19 protein-coding genes are annotated in these 23,129 nt (G+C 45.0%); 18 read left to right on the top strand and 1 reads right to left on the bottom strand.

The genetic code is table 11. The features are described 5' to 3' along the window. Nucleotide 1: 1 nt before the first annotated feature. Both M2419_RS09010 and M2419_RS09015 read left to right on the top strand, forming a co-directional pair. Nucleotides 2-715: a LytTR family DNA-binding domain-containing protein gene (locus M2419_RS09010; RefSeq protein WP_159727081.1), complete on the top strand. Its 714-nt coding sequence runs from the start codon at nucleotides 2-4 to the stop codon at nucleotides 713-715. A gap of 45 nt (nucleotides 716-760) precedes the next feature. Next, nucleotides 761-1,075 carry a MerR family transcriptional regulator gene (locus tag M2419_RS09015; RefSeq protein WP_259254819.1) on the top strand — a complete coding sequence of 105 codons (315 nt, stop codon included), beginning with the start codon at nucleotides 761-763 and terminating at the stop codon, nucleotides 1,073-1,075. Nucleotides 1,076-1,151: 76 nt separating this feature from the next. Here the strand turns inward: M2419_RS09015 and M2419_RS09020 are convergent, their stop codons facing one another. Next, nucleotides 1,152-1,604, bottom strand: a complete 453-nt coding sequence (locus M2419_RS09020; protein ID WP_259254820.1) for a GNAT family N-acetyltransferase — start codon at nucleotides 1,602-1,604, stop codon at nucleotides 1,152-1,154. Between the two features lie 443 nt (nucleotides 1,605-2,047). Here M2419_RS09020 and M2419_RS09025 point away from each other — a divergent pair, with 443 nt between their 5' ends. The 16 genes from M2419_RS09025 to M2419_RS09095 all read left to right on the top strand — a co-directional run bounded on the left by M2419_RS09025 (nucleotide 2,048) and on the right by M2419_RS09095 (nucleotide 23,128). Continuing rightward, nucleotides 2,048-3,556 carry an alpha-L-fucosidase gene (locus M2419_RS09025; RefSeq protein WP_259254822.1) on the top strand — a complete coding sequence of 503 codons (1,509 nt, stop codon included), beginning with the start codon at nucleotides 2,048-2,050 and terminating at the stop codon, nucleotides 3,554-3,556. Between the two features lie 337 nt (nucleotides 3,557-3,893). Then, on the top strand, nucleotides 3,894-4,538 hold the full coding sequence (locus M2419_RS09030) for a DUF6266 family protein (protein ID WP_075992350.1): 645 nt from the start codon (nucleotides 3,894-3,896) through the stop codon (nucleotides 4,536-4,538). A 50-nt stretch (nucleotides 4,539-4,588) separates the two neighbouring features. Then, nucleotides 4,589-5,122: a DUF6266 family protein gene (locus M2419_RS09035; protein WP_259254824.1), complete on the top strand. Its 534-nt coding sequence runs from the start codon at nucleotides 4,589-4,591 to the stop codon at nucleotides 5,120-5,122. Next, a complete protein-coding gene (locus M2419_RS09040) occupies nucleotides 5,119-5,523 on the top strand; it encodes a DUF5675 family protein (RefSeq protein ID WP_201671021.1) in 405 nt (134 codons plus the stop codon). Before M2419_RS09035 ends, M2419_RS09040 begins: the two co-directional genes overlap by 4 nt. A 219-nt stretch (nucleotides 5,524-5,742) precedes the next feature. After that, nucleotides 5,743-6,027, top strand: coding sequence for a hypothetical protein (locus tag M2419_RS09045; RefSeq protein WP_259254825.1), 285 nt, complete (start codon nucleotides 5,743-5,745; stop codon nucleotides 6,025-6,027). 184 nt (nucleotides 6,028-6,211) lie between these two features. Then, on the top strand, nucleotides 6,212-6,454 hold the full coding sequence (locus M2419_RS09050; RefSeq protein ID WP_259254826.1) for a hypothetical protein: 243 nt from the start codon (nucleotides 6,212-6,214) through the stop codon (nucleotides 6,452-6,454). Continuing rightward, nucleotides 6,403-6,540, top strand: a complete 138-nt coding sequence (locus M2419_RS27480; protein ID WP_409049507.1) for a hypothetical protein — start codon at nucleotides 6,403-6,405, stop codon at nucleotides 6,538-6,540. The genes M2419_RS09050 and M2419_RS27480 overlap by 52 nt, the downstream gene beginning before the upstream one ends. Nucleotides 6,541-6,585: 45 nt before the next feature. After that, a complete protein-coding gene (locus tag M2419_RS09055; RefSeq protein WP_259254827.1) occupies nucleotides 6,586-8,205 on the top strand; it encodes a DUF6377 domain-containing protein in 1,620 nt (539 codons plus the stop codon). A 225-nt stretch (nucleotides 8,206-8,430) separates the two neighbouring features. Continuing rightward, the gene (locus M2419_RS09060; protein ID WP_259254828.1) at nucleotides 8,431-9,840 is read left to right on the top strand and encodes an SGNH/GDSL hydrolase family protein; all 1,410 of its coding nucleotides are present in this window, start codon (nucleotides 8,431-8,433) and stop codon (nucleotides 9,838-9,840) included. A 4-nt stretch (nucleotides 9,841-9,844) separates the two neighbouring features. Continuing rightward, nucleotides 9,845-12,418, top strand: a complete 2,574-nt coding sequence (locus M2419_RS09065; RefSeq protein WP_259254829.1) for a glycoside hydrolase family 38 C-terminal domain-containing protein — start codon at nucleotides 9,845-9,847, stop codon at nucleotides 12,416-12,418. Nucleotides 12,419-12,441: 23 nt separating this feature from the next. Further along, nucleotides 12,442-14,781, top strand: coding sequence for a GH92 family glycosyl hydrolase (locus M2419_RS09070; RefSeq protein WP_259254830.1), 2,340 nt, complete (start codon nucleotides 12,442-12,444; stop codon nucleotides 14,779-14,781). Continuing rightward, the gene (locus M2419_RS09075; protein ID WP_259254831.1) at nucleotides 14,778-17,471 is read left to right on the top strand and encodes a glycosyl hydrolase 2 galactose-binding domain-containing protein; all 2,694 of its coding nucleotides are present in this window, start codon (nucleotides 14,778-14,780) and stop codon (nucleotides 17,469-17,471) included. Before M2419_RS09070 ends, M2419_RS09075 begins: the two co-directional genes overlap by 4 nt. 28 nt (nucleotides 17,472-17,499) lie before the next feature. Then, complete coding sequence (locus M2419_RS09080; RefSeq protein ID WP_259254832.1) at nucleotides 17,500-19,776, top strand: GH92 family glycosyl hydrolase; 2,277 nt, start codon at nucleotides 17,500-17,502, stop codon at nucleotides 19,774-19,776. Nucleotides 19,777-19,862: 86 nt separating this feature from the next. Then, nucleotides 19,863-21,590 carry a RagB/SusD family nutrient uptake outer membrane protein gene (locus M2419_RS09085; protein ID WP_259254833.1) on the top strand — a complete coding sequence of 576 codons (1,728 nt, stop codon included), beginning with the start codon at nucleotides 19,863-19,865 and terminating at the stop codon, nucleotides 21,588-21,590. A gap of 13 nt (nucleotides 21,591-21,603) precedes the next feature. Next, nucleotides 21,604-22,056 (top strand): DUF5004 domain-containing protein, encoded by a 453-nt coding sequence (locus M2419_RS09090; RefSeq protein ID WP_248933652.1) that lies wholly within the window; start codon nucleotides 21,604-21,606, stop codon nucleotides 22,054-22,056. A gap of 82 nt (nucleotides 22,057-22,138) precedes the next feature. Further along, complete coding sequence (locus M2419_RS09095; protein WP_075992357.1) at nucleotides 22,139-23,128, top strand: DUF4961 domain-containing protein; 990 nt, start codon at nucleotides 22,139-22,141, stop codon at nucleotides 23,126-23,128. The last annotated feature ends 1 nt before the right edge of the window (nucleotide 23,129 follow it).

Raw genomic sequence — 23,129 nt, forward strand, 5'->3', positions numbered from 1 at the left:
TATGGCAAAATACGATGTGGTCATTATTGACGACAATGCATACGATATCCGTATGGCGGAAAGTGCATTTAGGGAAATCAGCCAGGTGGGAGATATCAGGAGTTTTACCAAGGCGATAGACGGCTTTAATAATATTATTGATAATCCGCCAGATGTGCTGCTATTGGATGTGGAGATGCCGCAGATGTCAGGACTGGATTTGTACCAGACGCTGCCCGGGGAGAAGCGCCCGCCCGTCATTTTGTATACCAAGTCTGCTCAATATGCGTACGAAGGGATCAAGATTGCCGTGGCCGACTACCTGATAAAACCGGTAAGCTTCTCGGATCTTTACCTGGCATTCAAGCGCGCCTTGGACCAGAAAAGTATCCACATTAAGATGGATTTCAATATTGAGCCCAGCGGAAAATGGTTTAGTTTCAAAAATATGGACAGGCTGGTCAAGTTTGGCGATATCGTGGCGGTATCTTCCTGTAAAAACTATGCGGTCTTTCATTTGCGGCAGCCAGCAGAAGATTTCAATTACCGACTGACGATGGATGAGGCGGAGGCCATGCTTCCTCAAAGTACTTTTGTGCGGGTACACCGCGGTTTTATTGTCAATGTCAATTTCGCTACTACCGTTGTCGATCGTAAGATTTCTCTCCCAGACCGTACCGATCTGGAGATCAGTGTAAGTGATATGGGGTTGATACGCTTACGTCAATATTGTTGATTGGCCTATTTTTATGAACTTTTTATAAACCCTAAATAAATATGTATGCGTAAAAATCAGTACCTCAAGGGCTTTTCCATAAGTCCTGGGCATTCCTTTGCCCAAAAATTGATCTTGCTGGAACTTCTGGCGCTAAAGCGCCAACTGGCAACTTATCTCGAGCTGCGGGAGCAGCTGGAAGCGGAAAATGTGCTGCTGCGTGATGCCGAATATGTCAAATCGCATGTCGGTATTTCCACCGAGACGCTCTATCGGCTGCAGCGCGATGGCTATATCTGCATAGCCAAGCGCGAGCGCAACAAACGCTTTTACCGTGATGTGGATGTAGAACGCCTGCGCAAGAGCTACCGCGGCCTATAACCTGCCCGGTCAATCGATTTTTACCTGTATACGCATTACTTTCTTCGGGCGTCTCTCTTAATGGGGAGGCGTTTTTTTATCTATTTTTTTGCATCACGTAGTTTGTCAGCTCCACGCCCTTTCGGCTGACTTGCTGCTCTTGGATGACCCGATATCCACGGCGCTCAAAAAAGGGCTTTGCCGTAATCGAAGCATGGGTTGTAAATAAATCGCATACGGCAGCATTTTCCAGTTTATTGCACAGTGCAGTGGCAATACCCTGTCCCTGATAGTCTTTGTGCACGTAAAGGCGGTCGAGGTAGCCAGCTGGAGTGATATCGCCAAATCCTACAAGCTGATTACTCACCACTGCAACGAAGGTATGGTGGGCCAAAAAGGACTCGTTCCAGGCCTTCAGGTCGAGCTGACCCGTCGCCCACACATCCAATTGCTCCTGGCTGTAATCTGCTGCATTGATCGTATGCACCGTATCGTAGAATAACTGACTGATCTGTGCCAGATCGGAGGGCTGATAGTGTCGTATTTCCATTGTTTATTTTTAAGGGTTTCAAATTTAAGATTATTTGCACGATTGCCCAACTTTCTTCTCCCGTGCTCCCAACCAGCTCCTGCCTTTACAGCAATTTTCATCGAATTGGCATTGGGATTTCATCGGGATAATCCGATCAGCACCCGATGAAATCTCGATGAAAATACGATGAGAGCAGGGAGTTAATCGGGGATTAACTCCCCGCCAGTTAAAATATGACCAGGGTTGTCAGGTAACAGCTATTGTGGCTATTTTGTTGATTAACAGTGTTTAGGTGTTCATTTTACACTAAAACGTTTTCGGTAATCACACAACCGATTGCGTTTGGTTCTGATAAGATGAATCTGGTTTTTTAACTGGATATTACATCCGTCATTCATTTGGTCTGTTTTACCTAAGGACGATAAATAACTTAATTTAAAATCTATACATTTTTTTTCAAGATGAAAACCAGCAAACGTATACTTATTTTGATGGCTATTGCATTGTTCCAGCAGGGGCTCGTAAAGGCTCAGTGGACAGGCAAAAGGGAAAAACCTGCTCACCCCATTGAAGTGAAATTTGGCGCCATTACCAAGCCAAACAGGACTGATCCGGCAATGGCCGCATTTCGAAATTATGGGCTAGGCCAATTTATCCACTGGGGTTTATATGCCATTCCGGGCAATGAATGGAATGGTGTAAGCGCCCGGAGCGGTGCACCGGCATCGGAGTGGATTCGAAAATGGGAGGGACCTACCGTACCTGAAAATTGGATAGAAACATACGACAACTTGTACAAACAATTTAATCCAAAAAATTTTGACGCAAAACAATGGGCCAAGCGCGCCAAAGAAATGGGTGCGAAATATGTCATCTTTACAACAAAACACCACGATGGATTTTGCTTATGGCCTTCTAAATATTCGGATTATACCATAGCGAACAGCCCTTATAAAAAAGATATCGTGAAGCAGGTGGTGGATGCATATACGGAGGAAGGGATCGATGTGTTTTTATATTTTTCTGTAGAGGAATGGAACAACAAGGACTATGTCAAAAACATTCCAAAAACGCCTGATGAGATAGCTCGCTTTGATCGCTTTTTGAAATATACCAGAAACCAGCTGCTGGAATTACAGACAAATTACCCCAAAATAAAAGGCTTTTGGTTTGATGGTACCTGGGATCCTTCCTGGATAAATGCTTATGCGTTTACATACAACCTAGAGAAAGAGCTGAGAAATAAAAATCCAAACCTAATCATCGGTTCGCGTTTTCGAAATGATGAATATGAAAGCCGGCATTTTGATTCAAACGGCGTCTTATTGGGCGATTATGAACAGGGCTGGGAGCGGAAGATGCCTGCAGATATGGAGTTGCTTGGCGGAAACGATTGGGACTGTGTGATGACAATACCGCCTAACGGCTGGGGATATATAAAAAATACGGACGGAATGTATTTGAAAACAACAAATGACATCATCGATTTATTGATGAAATCTCGCGCCATGAACGGTAATTTTGTCCTTAATTTCGGTCCGGACCAAGATGGAAATATGAGTAAACATGAGAATGAACTGATTACAGCATTGGGAAAATGGACGAATGCGAATGCTGAAGCCATCTATGAAGTGAAAAACTTTCCCTTAGAAAGTAAATATGGTTACTACACCTTGAGCAAAACTGATCCGACCTCGCTATTCTTAACGGTAATCAATAGACCTGTAGATGGTATATTAAGACTTGCTTTTCCTAGAAATGCCAAATTGGTTCCCGCATCGGCAGCTTTACTAGATCATCAGCGTGATCTGCTGCTGAAAAAAGCAAATATTGGTTTGGATAGAGACACAAATACGTATTTCGATATCATTGTCCCTGAAAATTTGAAAACGAAAAGAGCTTTTGTAATTAAAATAAAACTAAATACGCCAACAATTTCAGAAAATAAACTGATGGATGCGAAAATCTAAATAGTAATAATAACTGGTTATAATAATACAGGCAGGAGTTAATGACGCATTAACTACCTGCCATACCAAATAATGCCATTATCCTAAGATGGTGATTTATCGATACTACTCCCCGTAATCAGTATCATCTGCCTTTTTACTTTTGATTTTTTGCCCATTTTAATCTTTATGTCGGTTCTGAAAAGTATGACGACAGGTCTATGATCGGTCAGTTTTCCGATGCCTGTCGGTCAACGATCGGTGTAACTTTGTGTGTCTATTTGCCATTGATTTAAAGTGTTTTATGTTTGTTATGTCAATCAAGTGTACCGGTACGAAACAGGATTGATTTTAACACATGGGAACTATTGTAAACGGAGCAAATGGAGGCTTTAAGGGTAAAGCCGGCTCAGTAATCGGAAGTAGTTGGAAGAGCATCAACTACATCAAAGGGCTTTATAAAAAGAGATCTAAGCCCGCCTCAGAGGCACAGCTCATCCAGCAGGAAAAGTTCAGGACGCTGATGCGTTTTCTGCTACCGATCAATGTCTTTCTGAAAATCGGATTTGGCGGTAAAAACACCGAGAAAGTGACCCCGATGAATGCCGCATTTCAATTCAACCTCAAAAGAGCGATCACAGGGGCCTATCCCGATTTTTCGCTGGATTATTCCAACATCAGTATTTCGGATGGTGGCTTATATGGCGGTGGTACAGTCTCAGCCTCCTTTGACTCGGGTGAACTTATCTTTACCTGGTCGACAGGTGCCAGCGAAACGTTCGAAACCTTTGCGGATGACTTGGTCTACGTGCTGGCTTATCATCCCGAAAAAGATGAGTTTATTTCAACGCCGGCACCGAGCACGCGATCGTTGGGTGTGGTGACCTTTTTGGTGCCCGACCATCTGGCGAGCGGTTCAGTGCATACCTGGCTATTTTTATCCAATCGGTCCAAGACTCGGGTATCTAAAAGTGTGTATCTAGGCGAGATACAACTTATCTAATCAATTGTGGGCTGGGCCGATCGGGCTCAGCTCCTTTTTAACATTTTATTATGGCAAAAAAGACAATCAGCCCCGGGCAGCAGCGGGTGCGTGCGGCCTTTAAAGTGGGGGTGGCTTTTTTGAGGCCCTTAAATGGATTGGTCAAAAAGGGGTTTTCCGAGATGGCCAAACGCAAAAATAGCCTCGCAGGGGGATTGGCCCTCGGCTATTTGCTAAAGATAGCCATCAAGTATGAAAAGGGTGAACCCATAGTAGATCCTGCCTTGGTACGCCTCAGTGAAGGGTCTCTGCCCGGTCTATATGGCATCAGCATAAATCGTTATACCGATTCTATTGAACTGACGCATGAGGTACGGTATTCGAGATTTCTTGAATCGGATGACCGGCTTATACTCTGTGCCTATCAGGTGGAGAAAGGCTATGCGTACGTCAATGAGCAAACTTGGCAACGCCGGGAAGGGCGCGTAATTGTGCCGATTCCGGAAGGATTCCGAGAGGATGGATTCCATCTTTATCTCTTGCTGTCAGACAGGAAGGGCGCAAAGTATTCGAGGTCAAAGTATCTAGGTTATTCAACGTTATGAAAACAAAACATATCCTGCTGCTCCAACGCAAATATGGAGTACAGGGAACTAATGGAACAATCACCTATCAGGGTGAAGAAATCTGCCATACAATCGAGCTGCCCGATCGAAATAATATTCCACGGATAAGCTGTATCCCTATTGGGCAGTATAAACTGGAAAAGCGGCGTTACCCCAAGCATGGAGAGCAGATTGGCATCCCGATGGTGCTTGGTCGGGAGGCAATTCTGATCCATGCGGCCAACAATGCTTTAAAAGAGCTGCAGGGCTGCATTGCCCCAGTAACGACTTTAACCGGTGAAGGTACAGGGGATTACAGCGGTAAGGCCTTGGCAAAACTTAAGGCGCTGGTGTACAGTCTTTGGGATATGGGGGATGAAGTGTATTTGAATATTCGATAGCAATTCTTTGTCCTCCTATATTGCTCGAATAAAGAAGAGGGAAGGATTGGATGAGGGTCTACCGCTCTATTCCTTGGTGCAATTGCTTTTGTCCAATGGCTATATGAATTCAAACTCACTTCGTTCAGACAAGAATTCATTTTTAACGCCTTTGGACTTCATCAATTTGCAGTCGGAATATTAGGCTTTGACCGTTCATCCAATCTATTATAGATAATTATGAAAAAGATCTTAAACAAAATAGGAAAGGTGCTGCAGGTGGTTCTTGCGGCTCCCGTAAAATGGCCCGGAAAGGCGGGGAACATCTTGAAATATATCGCTGTGGGTCTGGGGATATTGGAAACAGTTATGGAAGAGGAGAAGCCGCCGCCTGAAAGTTCTACTGATGATGCCATTGGGCAAAAATCAAGCGACGAATCTTCCGCATTTTCGGATTCTCCGATCGAAAATTCCGAGGTGCAAAAGTTGCCCAAAGAAAGGAGTGTGCCCCATGAAAATCAATGATATCCGCATCTCGGCCCTGGGTGGCACGATATGCTCCATCTGGGCCAGTATCTCGCTGGGCGATGTGCTGCAAACGGCATTGACAGCCGCTTTAGGCACCTTGATCAGTTTTGCTACAAGTAGATTATTGGCGAAGTTAGGCAAACGAAAGCGGTGAACGAATGTAAATTAGGCGTATCTAGGGGTGCGCCTAACTTTTGTAAGGCTTCGACATATTGTACTGTTATCAATTTTGGTATTCGTTCGTGATCAGATGGAAACGAATTTTTTTGCATTATTATTGGTGGGCGCAATGGCCGAACCCATACCCAACGACGGCCTATCGCCGGTGTTGGAATCGCATCGTTTTTTGCTACCTCGTGGCATGCAGACAACATTGGCGAGGAAATCGGCCTTATCTCTTGTGCCGATGGCGGTACCAGCCTGAACGACTGGCAGGTAGGCGGCAAAATTCAGCAGTTTATGAGGAAAAGAAATAAAGTTAACGATATAAGCTTGGGTTTTTACCAATAAATTTTTGTTTATATTTGAGTGACGGTGATCAATTATAATAACCTAGTGAAAGCGAAACAACTTATTCTTCTATGCATTTTTGCGATAGCTTACTGTACACCATTACAGGCAAGCAAAATAGATTCCTTACTGCAAGTCTTGGATAAAGCTATAAATAATCGGACAGTTTATTTAGATACCAAGATTCGTCAGATTGATTCAATCAAAGATCGGTTGAGAAATCACTCAGCAGCCAAAGATCGCTATGAGATCCAAAATCAGCTAATTTTTGAATATCAAACCTTAAACTGTGATTCTTCGCTCGCCTATATCGGTCGCAATATCGCAATAGCCAAACAATTGAACGATCAGAAGCTCATGACCGAAAGCCAAGTCAAATTGGCTTTTGTTCTTTCCATCTCTGGATTGTTTACCCAGGCATGGGAGGTACTGAAGCAAATCGATTATGATGGGCTGCCTCAGCACCTCAAGGTCATCTACCACTGGAGCTATATCCGTTATTATGAAAACTTGATCAAATATACTGACCACGATAATTACAATAGGCAGTACGAAAGCGAAATCGCCAAATCTAGGAATAACCTCATGGGACTGCTTGACCCAAAATCGGATATGTACCTCAAGGAGAAAGCATTTAAACTCAAAGCAGCCGGTATGTTTAAAGAGTCTAGGGATATTCAGTTGCATTTATTTAAAAAGGAAAAAAGTGATACACACGGTTATGGAATGGCTGCCATGGGTCTTGCTATGATTGCTAGAGAACTCGGCGAAATGCAGCTGGTAGAAGAATACCTGATCATGGCTGCAATAACAGATGTACGCCTGGCGATTAAGGAAAACGAGTCGTTATTGACTTTGGCGATTTACTTGAACAAAAAAGGGGATGTAAACAGAGCTTTTACCTATATTCAGGCTGCCCTGGACGATGCCAATTACTACAATTCGCGCTTCCGCAATACCGTGATTGCACGTACGCAGCCTATTATCGAAGCGACCTATCTGGCCAAAATCGACCAACAACGGAAAAACCTACGTCTGTACGCGATCGTAATCAGCATATTTGCGATTATTTTGATCCTCACACTCTATTTCTTATTTAAACAGATGAGGATCGTATCCCGTGCTCGAAAGAAACTCAATATGACCAATGAGCAACTGACGCTCGTCAACCATAAACTGGACGAGGCCAACCTTGTGCGTGAACGTTATATCGGCTATTACCTCAATCAGTGTGCGGTGTACCTAGACAAATTAGATGATTTCAGGAAAAATGTGTACCGTAAAGTCAAAAGCCGTCAGCTTGAGGACCTGCAGCAACTTACCTCCTCCAATGCATCACTTGAAAAATATGCGCAAGATCTTTATACTGATTTTGACCGTACGTTTCTAGAGGTATATCCCAATTTTGTCGATGAATTTAATAGCCTGCTCCGGCCAGATGAACAGTACCAGCTGAAAAAGGATAAACTCAATACCGAGCTCCGCATTTTTGCGCTGATTCGATTGGGAATATCTGATGTGAACCAGATCGCTATATTTCTACGTTATTCGATGCAAACCATCTATAACTATAAAAGCAAAGTAAAGAGTAAGGCGATCAATGATGCTGAACATTTCGAAGAAAAAGTACGAAAACTGGGTGCAGTATCCCCAAATCAATTCTAAATCATTTACCAAAATACTTCGCTTGCTTATTTGTAAAATTTTGTTTTTCAGTGTTTTAGTTTGATTTCTGTGTTTTAATCGTTTACTAAGAGCCCTACTTGCAGCTGCAAGTAGGGCTCTTGCGTTATACATTTGTTTCCAAGGGAATGCCGATAGAACCAATACCAATTTGATAAATCTATATTTACGTTTTACCTATCGTCAACCTGATACAATTTTAATCTTATGGGAAATTATTCTAGAAAAATCTTTTTGGCAGGATTCATCGTTCTCGTCTCTTTGGGAACAGCTCTCCGGACTGTTGCACAACAAATTTCGCCTTTTAAGGATGGCGATCGCGTGGTCTTTTTGGGAAATAGTATTACCGATGGTGGGCACTACCACGCCTATATCTGGCTGTATTACCTCACACGTTTTCCCGAAATGAAATTGAAGGTATTCAACGCCGGAATCGGGGGCGATCGCGTGGTGGATATGCTCAGAAGATTGGATGGCGATGTTTTCAGCAAGCAGCCTACGGTATTGATCACGACTTTCGGTATGAACGATTCAGGCTATTTTGAATATAACGGTGATCAGCCGGAGATTTTCGCTGATACTAAGGTAAAAGAGTCGTATGATGGGTACAAGGAAATGGAAAAAAGATACAAAGGGTTGGTCGATACCCATCTGGTATTGCTTGGAAGCACACCTTATGATGAAAATGTGGTGATCAAGGATAATAAGCCCTTTAAAAATAAAAATAAGGCTATGAAACGCATTGTAGATTTTCAGCGCGAATCGGCCAAAAGCAATGGCTGGGAATTCTATGATTTTAATCAGTCCATCAGCGCAATCAATGCGAATTTTCAGCAAAAGGATCCAACCTTCACCATTTCTGGAAGCGACCGCGTGCACCCCGATAATAATGGGCATATGGTCATGGCTTATTTATTCTTAAAAGCACAGGGATTTGCTGGTCAAGGGGTAGCTACAGTGGGCATTGACGCCTCGAAGCAACGTGTGACAGAAGCAAAGAACTGTACGGTTGAAAATGTCAAAAAAGCTGGAAATAACCTCAGTTTTGATTATCTCGCGGCGGCATTGCCCTATCCTATGGATACAGTCGCTAGAGGCTGGGGGGCAAAATATAGTCAGCACGATGCCGTTAAGATCGTCCCTTTTATGGATGAAATGAATCAGGAAGTCTTGCAGGTAAAGGGACTTAAAGGAAACTACACCTTATGGATTGACGATCAGGAAATTGGTGTATGGTCTGCTGCGGATCTCGACAAAGGGATCAATCTGGCCAATCAGACACGGACACCACAATATCAGCAGGCCTTGAAAGTGATGTTCCTCAATGAAGAACGCTGGGAGATTGAACGCCGCTTCCGTGATCTGGCCTGGGTGCAGTATAATTTTTTTCTCCCAAAAGGATTGTTGAATGCCGACAATCGAAAGGCAATCGAGGTCATGGACCAACATGTGGCCACAGATGGTTGGTTGCGCGCAAAAAGAGATCTCTATGCCAAAGCGATGTATCCTGAAGTACGCGCGGCCTGGCAAAGCCAAATTGATGATCTACAGCAGCGGATGAATGAAGTAAATCAACCTGTTAAGCGTTCTGTGCGTCTTGTGCAGCTGAAAAAATAATGGCATGACCGGGTTGAAAAAAATAGCAGTTATTTTGGTCCTTGTGCTGGTGTCAGCAGCTGGACTAAAGGGACAACAGCAAGCTTATTTTGTCGATGGTTATCACGGCGGGGTTTACGGACACTACCCATTTTGGGTAACGACATTTATGCTCGACCATCTGGAAGCATCACCAAGCTGGCGAATTGGACTTGAGATCGAGCCGGAGACCTGGGATACGGTCAAGGTTAAGGATACTGCTGGCTATGCACGCATGAAGGAATGGGCGAAGGATTCACGTCTGGATTTCACAAATCCGACCTATGCGCAACCTTATCTGTATAATATCTCTGGTGAAAGTATCATCCGTCAATTTGCTTATGGCATGGCTAAATATCACTCGCATTTTCCGGAGATTAATTTTACAACTTATGCTGTGGAAGAACCCTGTTTTACAAGCAGTCTACCCCAGATCCTCCGGCAATTCGGATTTCAGTATGCGGTACTTAAAACGCCAAATACCTGCTGGGGAGGCTACATCAGGGCACATGGTGGTCAATTTCTGAATTGGGAAGGGCCCGATGGTACGGCAATCCTTACGGTACCCCGTTATGCAAATGAGGCTTTTGAAAAAAACTCCACCTGGCAGACTACGGCTTGGGCCAATACCGCGGACTATTGGAAGAGTTGCTATGAAGCTGGAATTATGAATCCTGTCGGTATGTGCTACCAGGATGCAGGTTGGAAAAATGGTCCGTGGATGGGAACGGGCGAACAGGTGAAAAATAAGGTGCGTTACACCACCTGGACGGAATATTTTCGGTCGGTCCCCGCCGGACGAGCTGTGCCCAGCTGGAAAATGGGGCAGGAGGACATTTTGGTTAATTTAATGTGGGGGAGCCAAGTGCTGCAACGTATTGCACAACAGGTGCGCAAAGCGGAAAACAGCATACTGCAAGCTGAAAAAATCGGTGCCATGGCTTTTATGGATCATGGGTTTGTACCAGATCATAAACGCCTTGACGAAGCTTGGCGAACCTTGATGATGGCCCAGCACCACGACTCGTGGATTGTGCCTTACAATAAGTTGCATCAGGACCAGACTTGGGCGCAGGCGATCGAGAAGTGGACAAACAATACCCTGAACATTGCGGACCAATTGATCCAGCAGGCAAATGCTTCTTATGCCACTTCCACGCGGAGTACAAATTCGGAATTGGGCTATATCCGGGTTTATAATACGCTAGCCCAGCACCGAAAGGAATGGGTACAGGTGCGCTTACCTGCAGATGTGGATGATGTCACCGTGTGGACAGGAAAACAGCAGGTATTGCTTGTGCAGTGCCGTCAAACGGATCAGGGTAAGGTCGTGGAATTTGAAGCAGAGGTGAATGGCTTCGGCTATGCTACCTATCAGCTTAAGCCCGCTCAACCCATTAAGCCTGGTCAATCTAAATCGGGTGAGCCGAAAAATACCGTCCGTTTTGACAATGAGGGCAATTGTATGCTCGAAAATGAATTGTACAAGATTGTGCTGGACAAAAAGCAGGGTGGAACAATCAAGAGTCTGATTGCCAAATATGCAAATCATAAGGAATTCGCTGCACAAGATGGGGGATATCGTATGGGAGAAATCGCAGGGCATTTTTATGAGCAGGAGAAATTTTATTCTTCCAAGGAAAGCCCTGTAGTGTTTACTATCGTACAGGATGATGGGCTGAAAACAACGGTGGAGGTAAAAGGGAATATCAATGGGCATCCCTTTGTTCAGTTGCTGTCTCTAGTGGCAGGTCAACAACGCATCGATATGGACCTGACCATCGATTGGAAAGGCAATGTGGGAATCGGTGAATATAAGCAACAAAAGAAATGGACTGATAACAGACGTGCTTTTACGGACGATCGCTATAAGTTGAAAGTCATGTTTCCTTCAACTTTGAAACAGGGGAAAATAGCCAAAAATGCACCTTTTGACGTCACCGAAAGTAGCTTAGAGGATACCTTTTTTGGCCAGTGGGATCAGATTAAGAACAACGTGGTGTTGAACTGGGTAGATCTCTATGATGAAAATAGCCAATATGGACTCGCCATACTGACCGACCATACGGGATCATACGTCCATGGTAAAGCGTATCCATTGAGTCTGACGGCACAATACTCGGGTTTGGGATTGTGGGGGATGGATTATAAGATCACTGAACCATTACACATGCGCTATGCATTGATACCACATGAATATAACTGGAATACAGCGCGTATTGCAGACCGAAGCAATGCCTGGAACGAACCCTTGCTGGCTTTCTATCATCCCCATTTGAAACTCAGCGATCGTCAGCTGATCACAATCTCGGATAATAACCTGGAAATCTCGGCCTTGCAGCTGGACCATGGACAACTTAGCTTACGCCTCTTTAATACGGGCAATAAACAGGCCACATCATCTGTCGCCATAAACTCTCCTGCGGCTTCGCTGCAGGAAGTTCTGCTAAATGGTGAGCAAAAGGGGAATATTCCCCTGAGTAGGATAGATGACAAGAGGAAGGCTTTTGTGGTGCAGCTGCCAAAATTCGGAATCAGAACCTTTCAGATTAATAAATAGAACCTAAAAAACGATTAATCAATATGAACAAATTATATGGACTGCTATCTTGTTTTGTTATCGCGCTAATCCTGTCTTCGACATCGTGTGCTAGTCGGCGATATCATCCTGTTCCCAGTTTAGCAGACTATGTCAATCCATTTATTGGTGCGAGTACAAGTGTGGGCGCCGCAGGTACGTATCATGGTTTGGGAAAGACTTTTCCGGGGGCGACGACACCCTATGGCATGGTACAGGTGAGCCCTAACACGATTACAGGCGGTGATAACAGCCCAGGATATAGTTACGAGCATCGCAGTATGGAAGGTTTCGCCTTCACCCAGATGAGTGGAGTGGGGTGGTACGGCGATCTCGGAAATTTTCTGGTGATGCCTACCACCGGTAGGTTGCATACCATTGCGGGTAAGGAGGATGGTACGTTGACTGGTTACCGCTCATCCTACGACAAATCCAGTGAGGTTGCTCAAGCTGGATACTACGCTGTTGATCTTGAACGGTATAACATACGGATGGAGGCTACCGCTGCCCCACATAGCGGTATGCTTCGTTTTACCTTTCCGCAAAATAAGGAATCACGTATCCAGATCGACCTGGCACGTCGCGTTGGCGGCACTGCAATACAGCAATATGTCCGGAAAGTCGATGACTATAGTATTCAGGGATGGATGCACTGTACGCCGGAGGGCGGTGGCTGGGGCGATGGCGATGGTAAGGCGGATTACACGGTTTACTTTTATGCACGCTTTGATAAACCCTTAAAAAAATATGGTATCTGGTCGGCAGAAATCCCCGACAACTGGACGCGTAAGCGTGAGGATGTACAGTCCATCCCTTACCAAAGTCGGATAGCCGAAGCGAAGGTATGGCCCGGAAAAAACGAAATGGAAGGCAAACACCTTGGCGTTTTCTCCGAATTTGAAACCCGACAGGGCGAGCAGGTCAATCTACAGGTCGGCATTTCTTTCGTCGATATGCAGGGCGCCGAAAATAATTTTAAAAAGGAAATCGCAGGCAAGAATTTCGATCAAGTCCGTCATGAAGCCAGAGCAATGTGGAATACTCAGCTGTCCAAAATTGCGCTTAAAGGCGGTACCGAAGACCAGAAAACGATCTTTTATACCTCATTGTACCATACCATGATTGATCCGCGCATCTTTACGGACGTAGACGGACGTTATACGGGTGGTGACAACAGAATACACCGTAATGAGGGATTTACCAAACGGACGATTTTTAGTGGGTGGGATGTTTTTCGGTCACAATTTCCGTTGCAAACATTGATTAACCCCAGCTTAGTAAATGATGAGCTCAATTCATTGATCAGTCTGGCTGATGAATCTGGAAAGGGTTATTTTGAACGCTGGGAATTATTAAATGCGTATTCAGGCTGCATGATCGGTAATCCTGCGCTATCGGTACTGGCAGATGCCCATGCGAAAGGAATACGCAATTACGACGCACACAAAGCATTAACTTTTGCAATCAATACCTCCAAAAGATTTGGCAATGATTCTTTAGGTTACAGCCCCGGAGCATTAAGCATCTCAAATACGCTGGAATATGCATACACCGACTGGTGCATAGCACAACTGGCGAAAGGATTGAACAAGACGGAAACAGAACACGTTTATTTGGCCAAAAGTCAAGCTTATCGGAAGATATTCGATCCGGAAAAAGGCTGGTTCAGACCAAGGAAAAATGATGGATCATGGGAAGAGTGGCCCGAAAATGCGCGAACCAAAGAATGGTATGGTACGATTGAAAGTAACCCATACCAGCAGGGTTGGTTTGTGCCACATGATATTCCAGGCATGATTCAGTTGATGGGCGGTAAAGAAAAGACCTTAGCTGATCTAACGGATTTTTTTGAGAAGACACCTGAAAATATGCGCTGGAACGATTATTATAATCACGCCAATGAGCCCGTGCATTTAGTTCCGTTTTTGTTCAATCATCTGGATGCGCCTTACCTTACCCAAAAATGGACCCGTTACATCTGCGATAAAGCGTATAGTAATACCGTAGAGGGAATTGTGGGAAATGAGGATGTAGGACAGATGTCGGCCTGGTATGTGCTGGCCGCCTCGGGGATACATCCCTCTTGTCCGGGGTCAACACGCTTTGAAATAACAAGTCCCATATTCCAGGAATTGTCTTTTCAGCTGGATCCTAATTATTTCTCGGGTAAAAGGTTTCGCATTGTCGCTCACGATAATACGGCGGATAATATATATATCCAGCGGGCAGTCCTAAACGGAAAGCCTTATGCTAAAAATTACATTGACTTTAAAGATATGGTGGCTGGGGCAACTTTGGAACTCTATATGGGGCCTAATCCAAACAAAGACTGGGGGATCAAATGAAAAAAAGACTAGTATATATACTGCTATTCCTACAGCTTGCTCTTGTTGGCTATGGTCAAGTACGCGAGATTTCGCTCAATAGTGATAATCCTACGATTCGTTGGGAAATAAAGCCGCAATCGGATCTGCCTTATTCAGGGCAGGAAATAGCACAACCCAATTTTCGGATGAAAGACCCTGTGCGCGGTATTGTTCCGGGTGTCGTCTTCACAGCTTATGTGGATCAAGGACTGGTACCAGATCCCAATTTTTCAGACAACATCTACCGCGTGGATGAACAGTTATTCAACCGTCCGTTCTGGTACCGTACTTCCTTTCGCCTGCCTGCAGACTATAAAAAAGGGCAACGTGTGTGGATTCATTTTGACAATACCAACCGTTATGCCGATTTTTTCTGCAATGGCGTGAAATTATCGGGTACAGCTGGTTCTACCAAAGATGTCAGTGGCCATATGTTGCGCAGCAAATTTGATATCACAGATCTCGTGCGTGTGGGGCAGGAAAATGCAATCGCGGTGTTGATTACTGATGCCGACCAGAAGAAAACACGTATGGCAAAAGAACCTTTTGGCGTAACGGCAAGCCCCACGTACTTGGCTGCGGCTGGCTGGGACTGGATGCCTTATGTGCCGGGACGTTTGGCTGGGATTACTGGCAATGTATCGCTGCGCTTTGCTGGCGACGTCAGTATGGAAGATCCTTGGATGCGGTCCGACTTAGAAAGCAACGAGTTTGCCTACCTGGACTTTTCGACCGATCTAAAAAATGCAGGCGATCAGGCCAAAGAAATAACCCTGGAAGGAATCGTTATGCCCGGGGATATCCGATTTTCTAAAAAAGTGAGGGTCGAGGCACATAGCACCCAAAAGGTGTACATCACCCGCAAGGAATTGAAGGAATTTTTGATCAAACAGCCGCTGCTATGGTGGCCAAATGGTTATGGGGAACCGAATCTGTACAGTTGTTCGCTTACCGCAAAAATTGGTGATGAGATCTCGGATCAGAAGGAGCTTCAGTTTGGGATCCGTAAATATGAGTACCATTATGTACGCAATAAAGCGGGATGGCCAGTGCTGAATTTTTATGTCAACGGAAAAAAGATCTATCTCAAAGGTGGGAATTGGGGAATGAGCGAATACTTGCTCCGCTGCCAAGGGGAAGAGTACGGTCTCAAGATCAAGTTACATAAGGATATGAACTATAATATGATCCGTTTGTGGACGGGCTCGATCACGGACGATGCTTTCTATGATTATTGCGATCGTTACGGGATGATGGTATGGGACGATTTTTGGCTTTATGTGGCGTATAACGATGTAGCCAATGATGATGATTTTAAAGCAAATGCGCTCGATAAAGTAAAACGGTTGCGAAATCATGCCAGCATCGCGATCTGGTGCGGCGCCAATGAAACGCGTCCAAAACCTGAATTGGATAATTACCTGCGTGCTATTGTGGCGTCGGAGGACCACAATGATCGGCTGTATAAGTCCAGTTCCAATCAGGATGGTCTTTCGGGAAGCGGATGGTGGGGCAACCAGCCGCCGCGGCACCATTTTGAAACTTCGGGAAGCAACCTAGCCTGGAACGATCCGCCTTACCCTTATAGCAGCGACTACGGTTATGGCCTACGTACGGAAATCGGAACGGCTACTTTTCCCAATTATGAAAGTATCGTGAAGTTTATCCCAAAGGACAAGCTCTGGCCACTACCTACGGACGAACAGCTCAAATCGGAAGATGACAATGTTTGGAATAGGCATTTTTTTGGTAAGGAAGCTGCTAACGCCAGTCCTATCCAGTATAAAGATGCGGTCAATAAACAGTATGGCGAATCGATGGACCTATCTGCATTTGCTGAAAAGGCGCAATACCTTAACCTCGAAGTCATGAAGGGCATGTATGAGGCCTGGAACGACAAGCTCTGGGACGACGCAACAGGCATGCTGATCTGGATGAGCCAATCGGCCTACCCTTCATTTGTATGGCAGACCTATGATTACTATTACGATGCAACGGGCGCCTATTGGGGAGCGAAAAAGGCCTGCGAACCCGTACATGTACAATGGAATACATCCAACAACAGTGTTAAGGTGATCAATACGAGCCTAAAGAACCTTGATTCGGTATGGATTTCGGCGCAGATCTTCGATATGGGCGGTCAGGAGATCAAAAAATATGGCCTGCAAACCAGTGCTACCGTACAGTCTAATATGGCGAAGGAAATCTTCCGTCTAAATTTTGATGGCGAACAAGAAGCTACAGCCTTGTCGGATCTACACTTCATCAAGCTTACCCTGAAGGATAGAAAGGGCGTTTTGCTGTCTGAAAACTTTTATTGGCGAAATGGACGAAAAGAGCTGGATTATACCAGCTTAACTAGTTTGCCGAAAGCCAAGCTTGAATTTGACTATAAAAAAGAAGCGGGGAGCGAAGGTATTATGCTTCGCATTGTTAACCGTGGAAAGTCAGTATCATTTGGCAATCGCTTACGCCTGGTGGATGCAGCAACTAATGAACGCATTTTGCCGCTCATGATTTCGGATAATTATTTTGCCCTGATGCCGGGCGAGGAAAAGCATGTTCGGCTTACGGAATCCCATGCACAGCAATTAAAAAATGCGAAGCTACTATGGAAGCAATATGGTCATGCCGAAAAGGAAACATTGAAACTAAAGAACATTTTTTAAAGATGATAGAAAATTTAAATAACTGATTATGAAACAAAGATTATGTATTTATCTGACAGTGATTTTTGCGATGCTAAGCCAGGCGCAAGCGCAGCAGGTGGACCTGGTAAAGTACGTAAATACGCTTCAGGGAACCGATTCCGAATGGAGTCTGTCCTTTGGAAACACCTACCCAACAGTGGGATTGCCTTTTGCGGTGCATTTCTTTTCGGCACAAACGGGGAAAAATGGAGATGGTTGGAAATATCAATACAAAGCAAACAGCATACGCGGATTTCAACAGGTTCACCAATGTAGTCCCTGGATGGGCGATTATATGGTTTTTTCGTTGATGCCGGGCCTTGGGAAGTTGGAGGTCAATGAGGAACGTCGCGCGTTATCCTTCAAACATGAAAATGAGATCGCTAAGCCGCATTATTATGCCGTGAATTTTGACAACGGCATCAAGGCGGAACTGAGTCCAGTGGAAAGAGGGGCGCATATGCGCTTTAGCTTCCCGAAAAAGGAAAAAGCGTTCTTGCTATTGGATGGCTTTTTGGGCGATAGCGAGATTAAGATTATCCCCGAAGAACGCAAGATTGTCGGGTATGTGCATAATGGGCGTTTTGTGCCCGGGCATATGAAAAATTATTTTGTGCTTACCTTCGATCAGGATTTTAAAGCTTACGGCACCTGGGAAAATGTCAAGGGCACAATCCAGGCCGGGCAGCGCTATGATGCCGGGAAAGGCAAAGGTGGATATCTGGAGTTCCGCCCTGGAGCAAAAGTGGAAGTGAAGATTGCGTCATCCTATATCAGCCCTCAGCAGGCTGATCTCAATCATGAACGTGAAATGGGAGGCGAAAGTAGCTTTGAAGTAAGTAAAAAGAAAGCTTTTGATACTTGGAATGCATTGCTGAACCGCGTGCGCGTAGAAGGGGGGACGGAAGCGGAGATGGCAACATTTTATTCCTGCATGTTCAGGGCCAATTTATTTTCACGTAAGTTCTATGAAATGGATCCGGAGGGCAGTCCCTATTATTTCAGCCCTTATGATGGTAAGATTCATAAAGGGTACATGTTTACGGATAATGGTTTTTGGGATACTTTTCGTGGTCAATTTCCGTTAAGCAATCTCCTGCATCCAATCATGCAGGGACGTTATATGCAGTCCCTGCTGGATGCGCAAAAGCAGGCCGGATTTTTTCCAACCTGGTCCAATCCTGGAATGTCGGGCGTGATGATTGGCAATCATGCCATCTCGTTATTGACGGATGCCTGGGTGAAGGGGATCCGAACCTTCGATGCCGACAGTGCTTTGGCAGCCTATTACCATGAGGCGACCAATAAAGGATTGTGGGGTGGATCAAATGGGCGCGAAGGGTGGAAGGAGTATTTTACCAAGGGGTATGTTCCTTATGGCGATATTCACGAAAGTACGGCAAAGACATTGGAATATGCCTACGATGACTTTTGTGCTTATCAGCTGGCAAAGGCGACGGGCAACAAATTCTATGAAAATATCTTTGCCCGGCAGATGTACAACTATAGGAATGTATTTGATCCTCAGGTAAACTTTATGCGCGGCCGACTGGACAATGGGCAATGGCGTGAACCCTTTGATCCTGTAGAATGGGGTGGACCTTTTACCGAAGCAAATGCCTGGCAATATACCTGGTCGGTGATGCACGATGTGAATGGCTTGATCAACCTGATCGGTGGGGTGGATAAGTTTAATGCAAAACTGGATACGTTCTTCACCATGGAGCAACGTGTCAACTACGGTAGCTATAAGCAGGAAATCCATGAAATGCGTGAAATGTTGTTGTCAAAAATGGGGCAGTATGCGCATGGCAACCAGCCGACGCAGCACGTCCCGTATCTGTATAATTTCAGCGGTCAACCCTGGAAAGCACAAAAATATGCTCGTATGGTGACATCGCGCCTTTATAATGCAACGGAAAAGGGGTATCCGGGTGATGAGGACCAAGGGCAGATGTCTTCCTGGTATGTACTGAGTGCTATGGGGATCTATAGTGTCTGTCCCGGAACCGATGAATATGTGTTTGGGAGTCCAGTATTCAAAAAAGTGACCATCAGTCTCGATAATGGGAAAACATTTACCATCAAGGCGGATAACAATAGTCTGGAACATGTCTATATTCAATCAGCTACACTCAATGGAGCAGCCTACGACAAAAATTTTATTCGTTATGAAGATCTGCTGAAAGGGGGCGAGCTTCATTTTGTCATGGGGGATAAACCCAATTATGAAAGGGGGATTTCTACGGCTTCGAGGCCATTTTCCCTGAGTTCGATCGACTAGATCTTTTGAAAAAATTAATGTCAGCGGGCTAGGCTCGCTGACATCATGATAGCATAACCAATTATTTTACTGTTTTACAAAAAATTATGAACAAAAGCCAATTGACATTTTGCGCACTGGCCTTCCTGGCCTTTGCGGCTTGTAGTAAACAGGGATTTTTAGATCAGACGCAATCATCAGATCTGAATGAAGAGGTCGTTTTTTCAGATAGTACGTATACCATTAACTTCCTGTCGGGAATATATGGTGATATTGGATTTGCGACTTGGCCTAAGCGCTTTGGTGGGGGTGGGCTTGATGCCAGTACAGATGAAGCGGAAGGCGCTGGACTCGGCAGTATCAATACCTTTATCCAGTTTGCCACGGGTACCGTCAACTCCAATATTATCACCAATGATGCCTGGGCAAAACCCTATACTAATATTCGTAGGGCAAATATTATGCTTAAAAACCTGCATAGGGCACGCTTTGGTACGAATATTAAGGTGCGGGTAAAAGCCGAAACCCGCTTTCTAAGAGCTTATTATTACTTTATTTTATTGGAACATTATGGTGGTGTGCCACTGATGGGAGACAGTGTTTACGCAGCAAGTGATGTTATCCCAGCTAAGCGTAATACGTTCGATGAATGTGTGAGCTATATTGCAGCTGAATGCGATGCTGCCGCACAGGATCTCCCATGGGAACATGCAGGCGAAGATTATGGACGGATCAGTAAAGCAGCTTGTTATGGGTTGAAATCTCGCTTACTGCTTTATGCAGCGAGCCCGCTATTCAATGGCAGCCCAGTGACAACAGAGGGGGCGTTGAAGGATGTCGTTGCCTATTCCGTCGTGGATGAAACACGCTGGCAGCGGGCCGAAGCGGCAGCAGCGCAGGTCATTGAATCTGGACATTACAGTTTGTATGTCAACAACGATCCCGAACCTGGATTTGGCTTCTATCAGCTGTTTCAGCTGCGTAAAAACTCAGAATATATCCTCGCCAGAATGCAAGATTCCAACCGGGATCTCGAAGGTATCTGGAATCCGCCAACTTTTGGCGTAAGCAACCCCGGCGCTTATCCGTATCTGGAAACGGTGGATGCTTTTGGGATGCGTAATGGTTTGCCTATTAACGATCCCAATGCTGGATATGATCCGAAAAACCCCTATAAAAACCGCGATCCCCGCTTAGCGAATACCGTAACCAGAGATCAGTCGATGGTCTTCCACCGGGATGGATTGGCCCGGAGACCAGTCAATATCTATATCGATAAGTCCAATCCAAACAATGTGACTTCGGGGCAGGATGCCATTTACCGTGGCACGCCTACGGGGTATTATACCTATAAAATGGTCAATCGGGATGTAGCCGCGGATTGGTTCAATACCTACACGCCGCGCTGTCTGCCAATTATCCGATATGCGGAAATTTTGTTGAACTATGCTGAAGCACGCAACGAATCGCTCGGGATCCCGGATCTGAAGGTCTATGCAGCCGTGGAGGCTATCCGAGAAAGGGCAGGGTTGGATCCTTTTGTATTGCCGACTGGCCTAAACAAGGTCGCCATGCGTGAGATAATCCGGAATGAGCGACAAAAAGAACTGGCCTTTGAAGGACATCGTTTTTTTGACGTACGCCGTTGGAAGTTGGCTGAATCATTGGAAAATAAACAGCTGCACGGGACTGAACCCGTTCGTACAACAGCGGGAACAATCTACAATACCATCAACGTACGAAAACGTGTCTTTGACAAACGCATGTACCTCTGGCCCATCCCGCAATCTGAAGTAGCGAAGTCCTTAGACTTGATTCAAAATCCAGGATATTAAAAAAACTAAACGGATGAAAATATACAAGATACGCTCATGGTCCTTGATGCTGGTCCTATGTATGGGAATAAACTCCTGTAAAGATGAGCTCGGCAATATCCGCAAGGAGGAGGTGGAAAAAGATATTACTGGAAACTGGAAAGTAATACAGCTGACCCGAAATGGTGAAAACCTGAGTAAGCGTTTGAAATTGGAAGATTTTAAGATCGATTTCAATGCAGATGGAACCTATACCATTGCTGATAATCTACCTTTTGTAGTCAGCGGCTCGGGAAAGTACCGTCTGGATGATCCACAGTATCCCTTTAGTGTTGTGCTTAGTCCAACCGAGGGTAAAGAGGAGGTGGTCCTCAAATTTCAATTCCCTGTAGTCAAGGGCAAACGCCAGCTCAGCTTAGTGATGAGCCTGGGTTGCAGCAGCAACACCTATCAATATGATTGTGAACGTTTGAACGGTGGAATATGAAATATCCACGATTGCAAAACACAAGCACCAAGGAAATAATCTGGATATTCCATGTGGCCTTTAAAGAACAAATTATTTATACATGAAAAAGAACACACATTATTCGACATATATCTTCTGGGCAATGGGGCTATTTTTGGCCATATTCTTAGCTCAATGCGGTCTTAAAGCCATCTCAGTAGCTGTGCCTACATCTGCAAAAGCAAATGAAAGGGTGACGTTCACGATGAAGTGCGGGGCCGAGCCCCGTATCCAGGGGGGAGGTAATTATAGCACCCAGCTAGTCGCGGGTATAATGGTACCCAAGGGATGGAATGCGCGTAAAAACCTGACCATGTCCTTTACCAGTCCAAAGGGAGATGGCACCATGCGTATTATTCCGGACAGCGAACTCGAACCTGTATCGGGACTGAGCTGGCATCAAGCCGCCAAGAAAATGTTCGGTATAGGCCCCAATCTGGTGGATGATATGGAATGGATTGTTTTTAGAAGTACACAGGCCTATTCCTTTGTCAATAACGAAGATATCGATTTTACGGTGAAGGCCGAATGTAACGTGGGAGCCGAAAATATGTTGCTGTCTTTGGGATTCTATATCGGTTCTTCAATCGAAAATCTGCGTCCGGAGGATACAGATTATAAAAAGTTTACGTTCTCAAATGCTTTCGAGGTAACCGATGGTGAGGGCGATCTGATCGATTTTATCAACCCACAGTTGGGTACGGTACAACCGGTCAAAAGTCTGGACAACGATATCATTACATTGACTTTTGATGGTGGGGTTACCAATACGGTGCTGGATCATGAGCCTGCCATCTATCTACATGTCAGGGCAATGGATGAGTCAGGAAAGCTTATTGCTGAAATCAGGAAACAGACAGCAGATACCAAACTGACGGACGTCGGTGGTAAAAAGTACCTTATTGATATCTGGCCACGTGGATTTTTTAAGGTCGATAAAGATGTACATATCGCCCGGCTGGAATATTTCTATACGGACATTACGGGAACCAAAAGTGTCGGTTATGGCAATACGGATGAGCCTTTTAAATATACCTTCCGCTGTGAGTGAT

Origin of the sequence: Sphingobacterium sp. BIGb0116 (assembly GCF_024808035.1) — a bacterium.
In the GTDB taxonomy this organism is placed as follows: domain Bacteria; phylum Bacteroidota; class Bacteroidia; order Sphingobacteriales; family Sphingobacteriaceae; genus Sphingobacterium; species Sphingobacterium paramultivorum.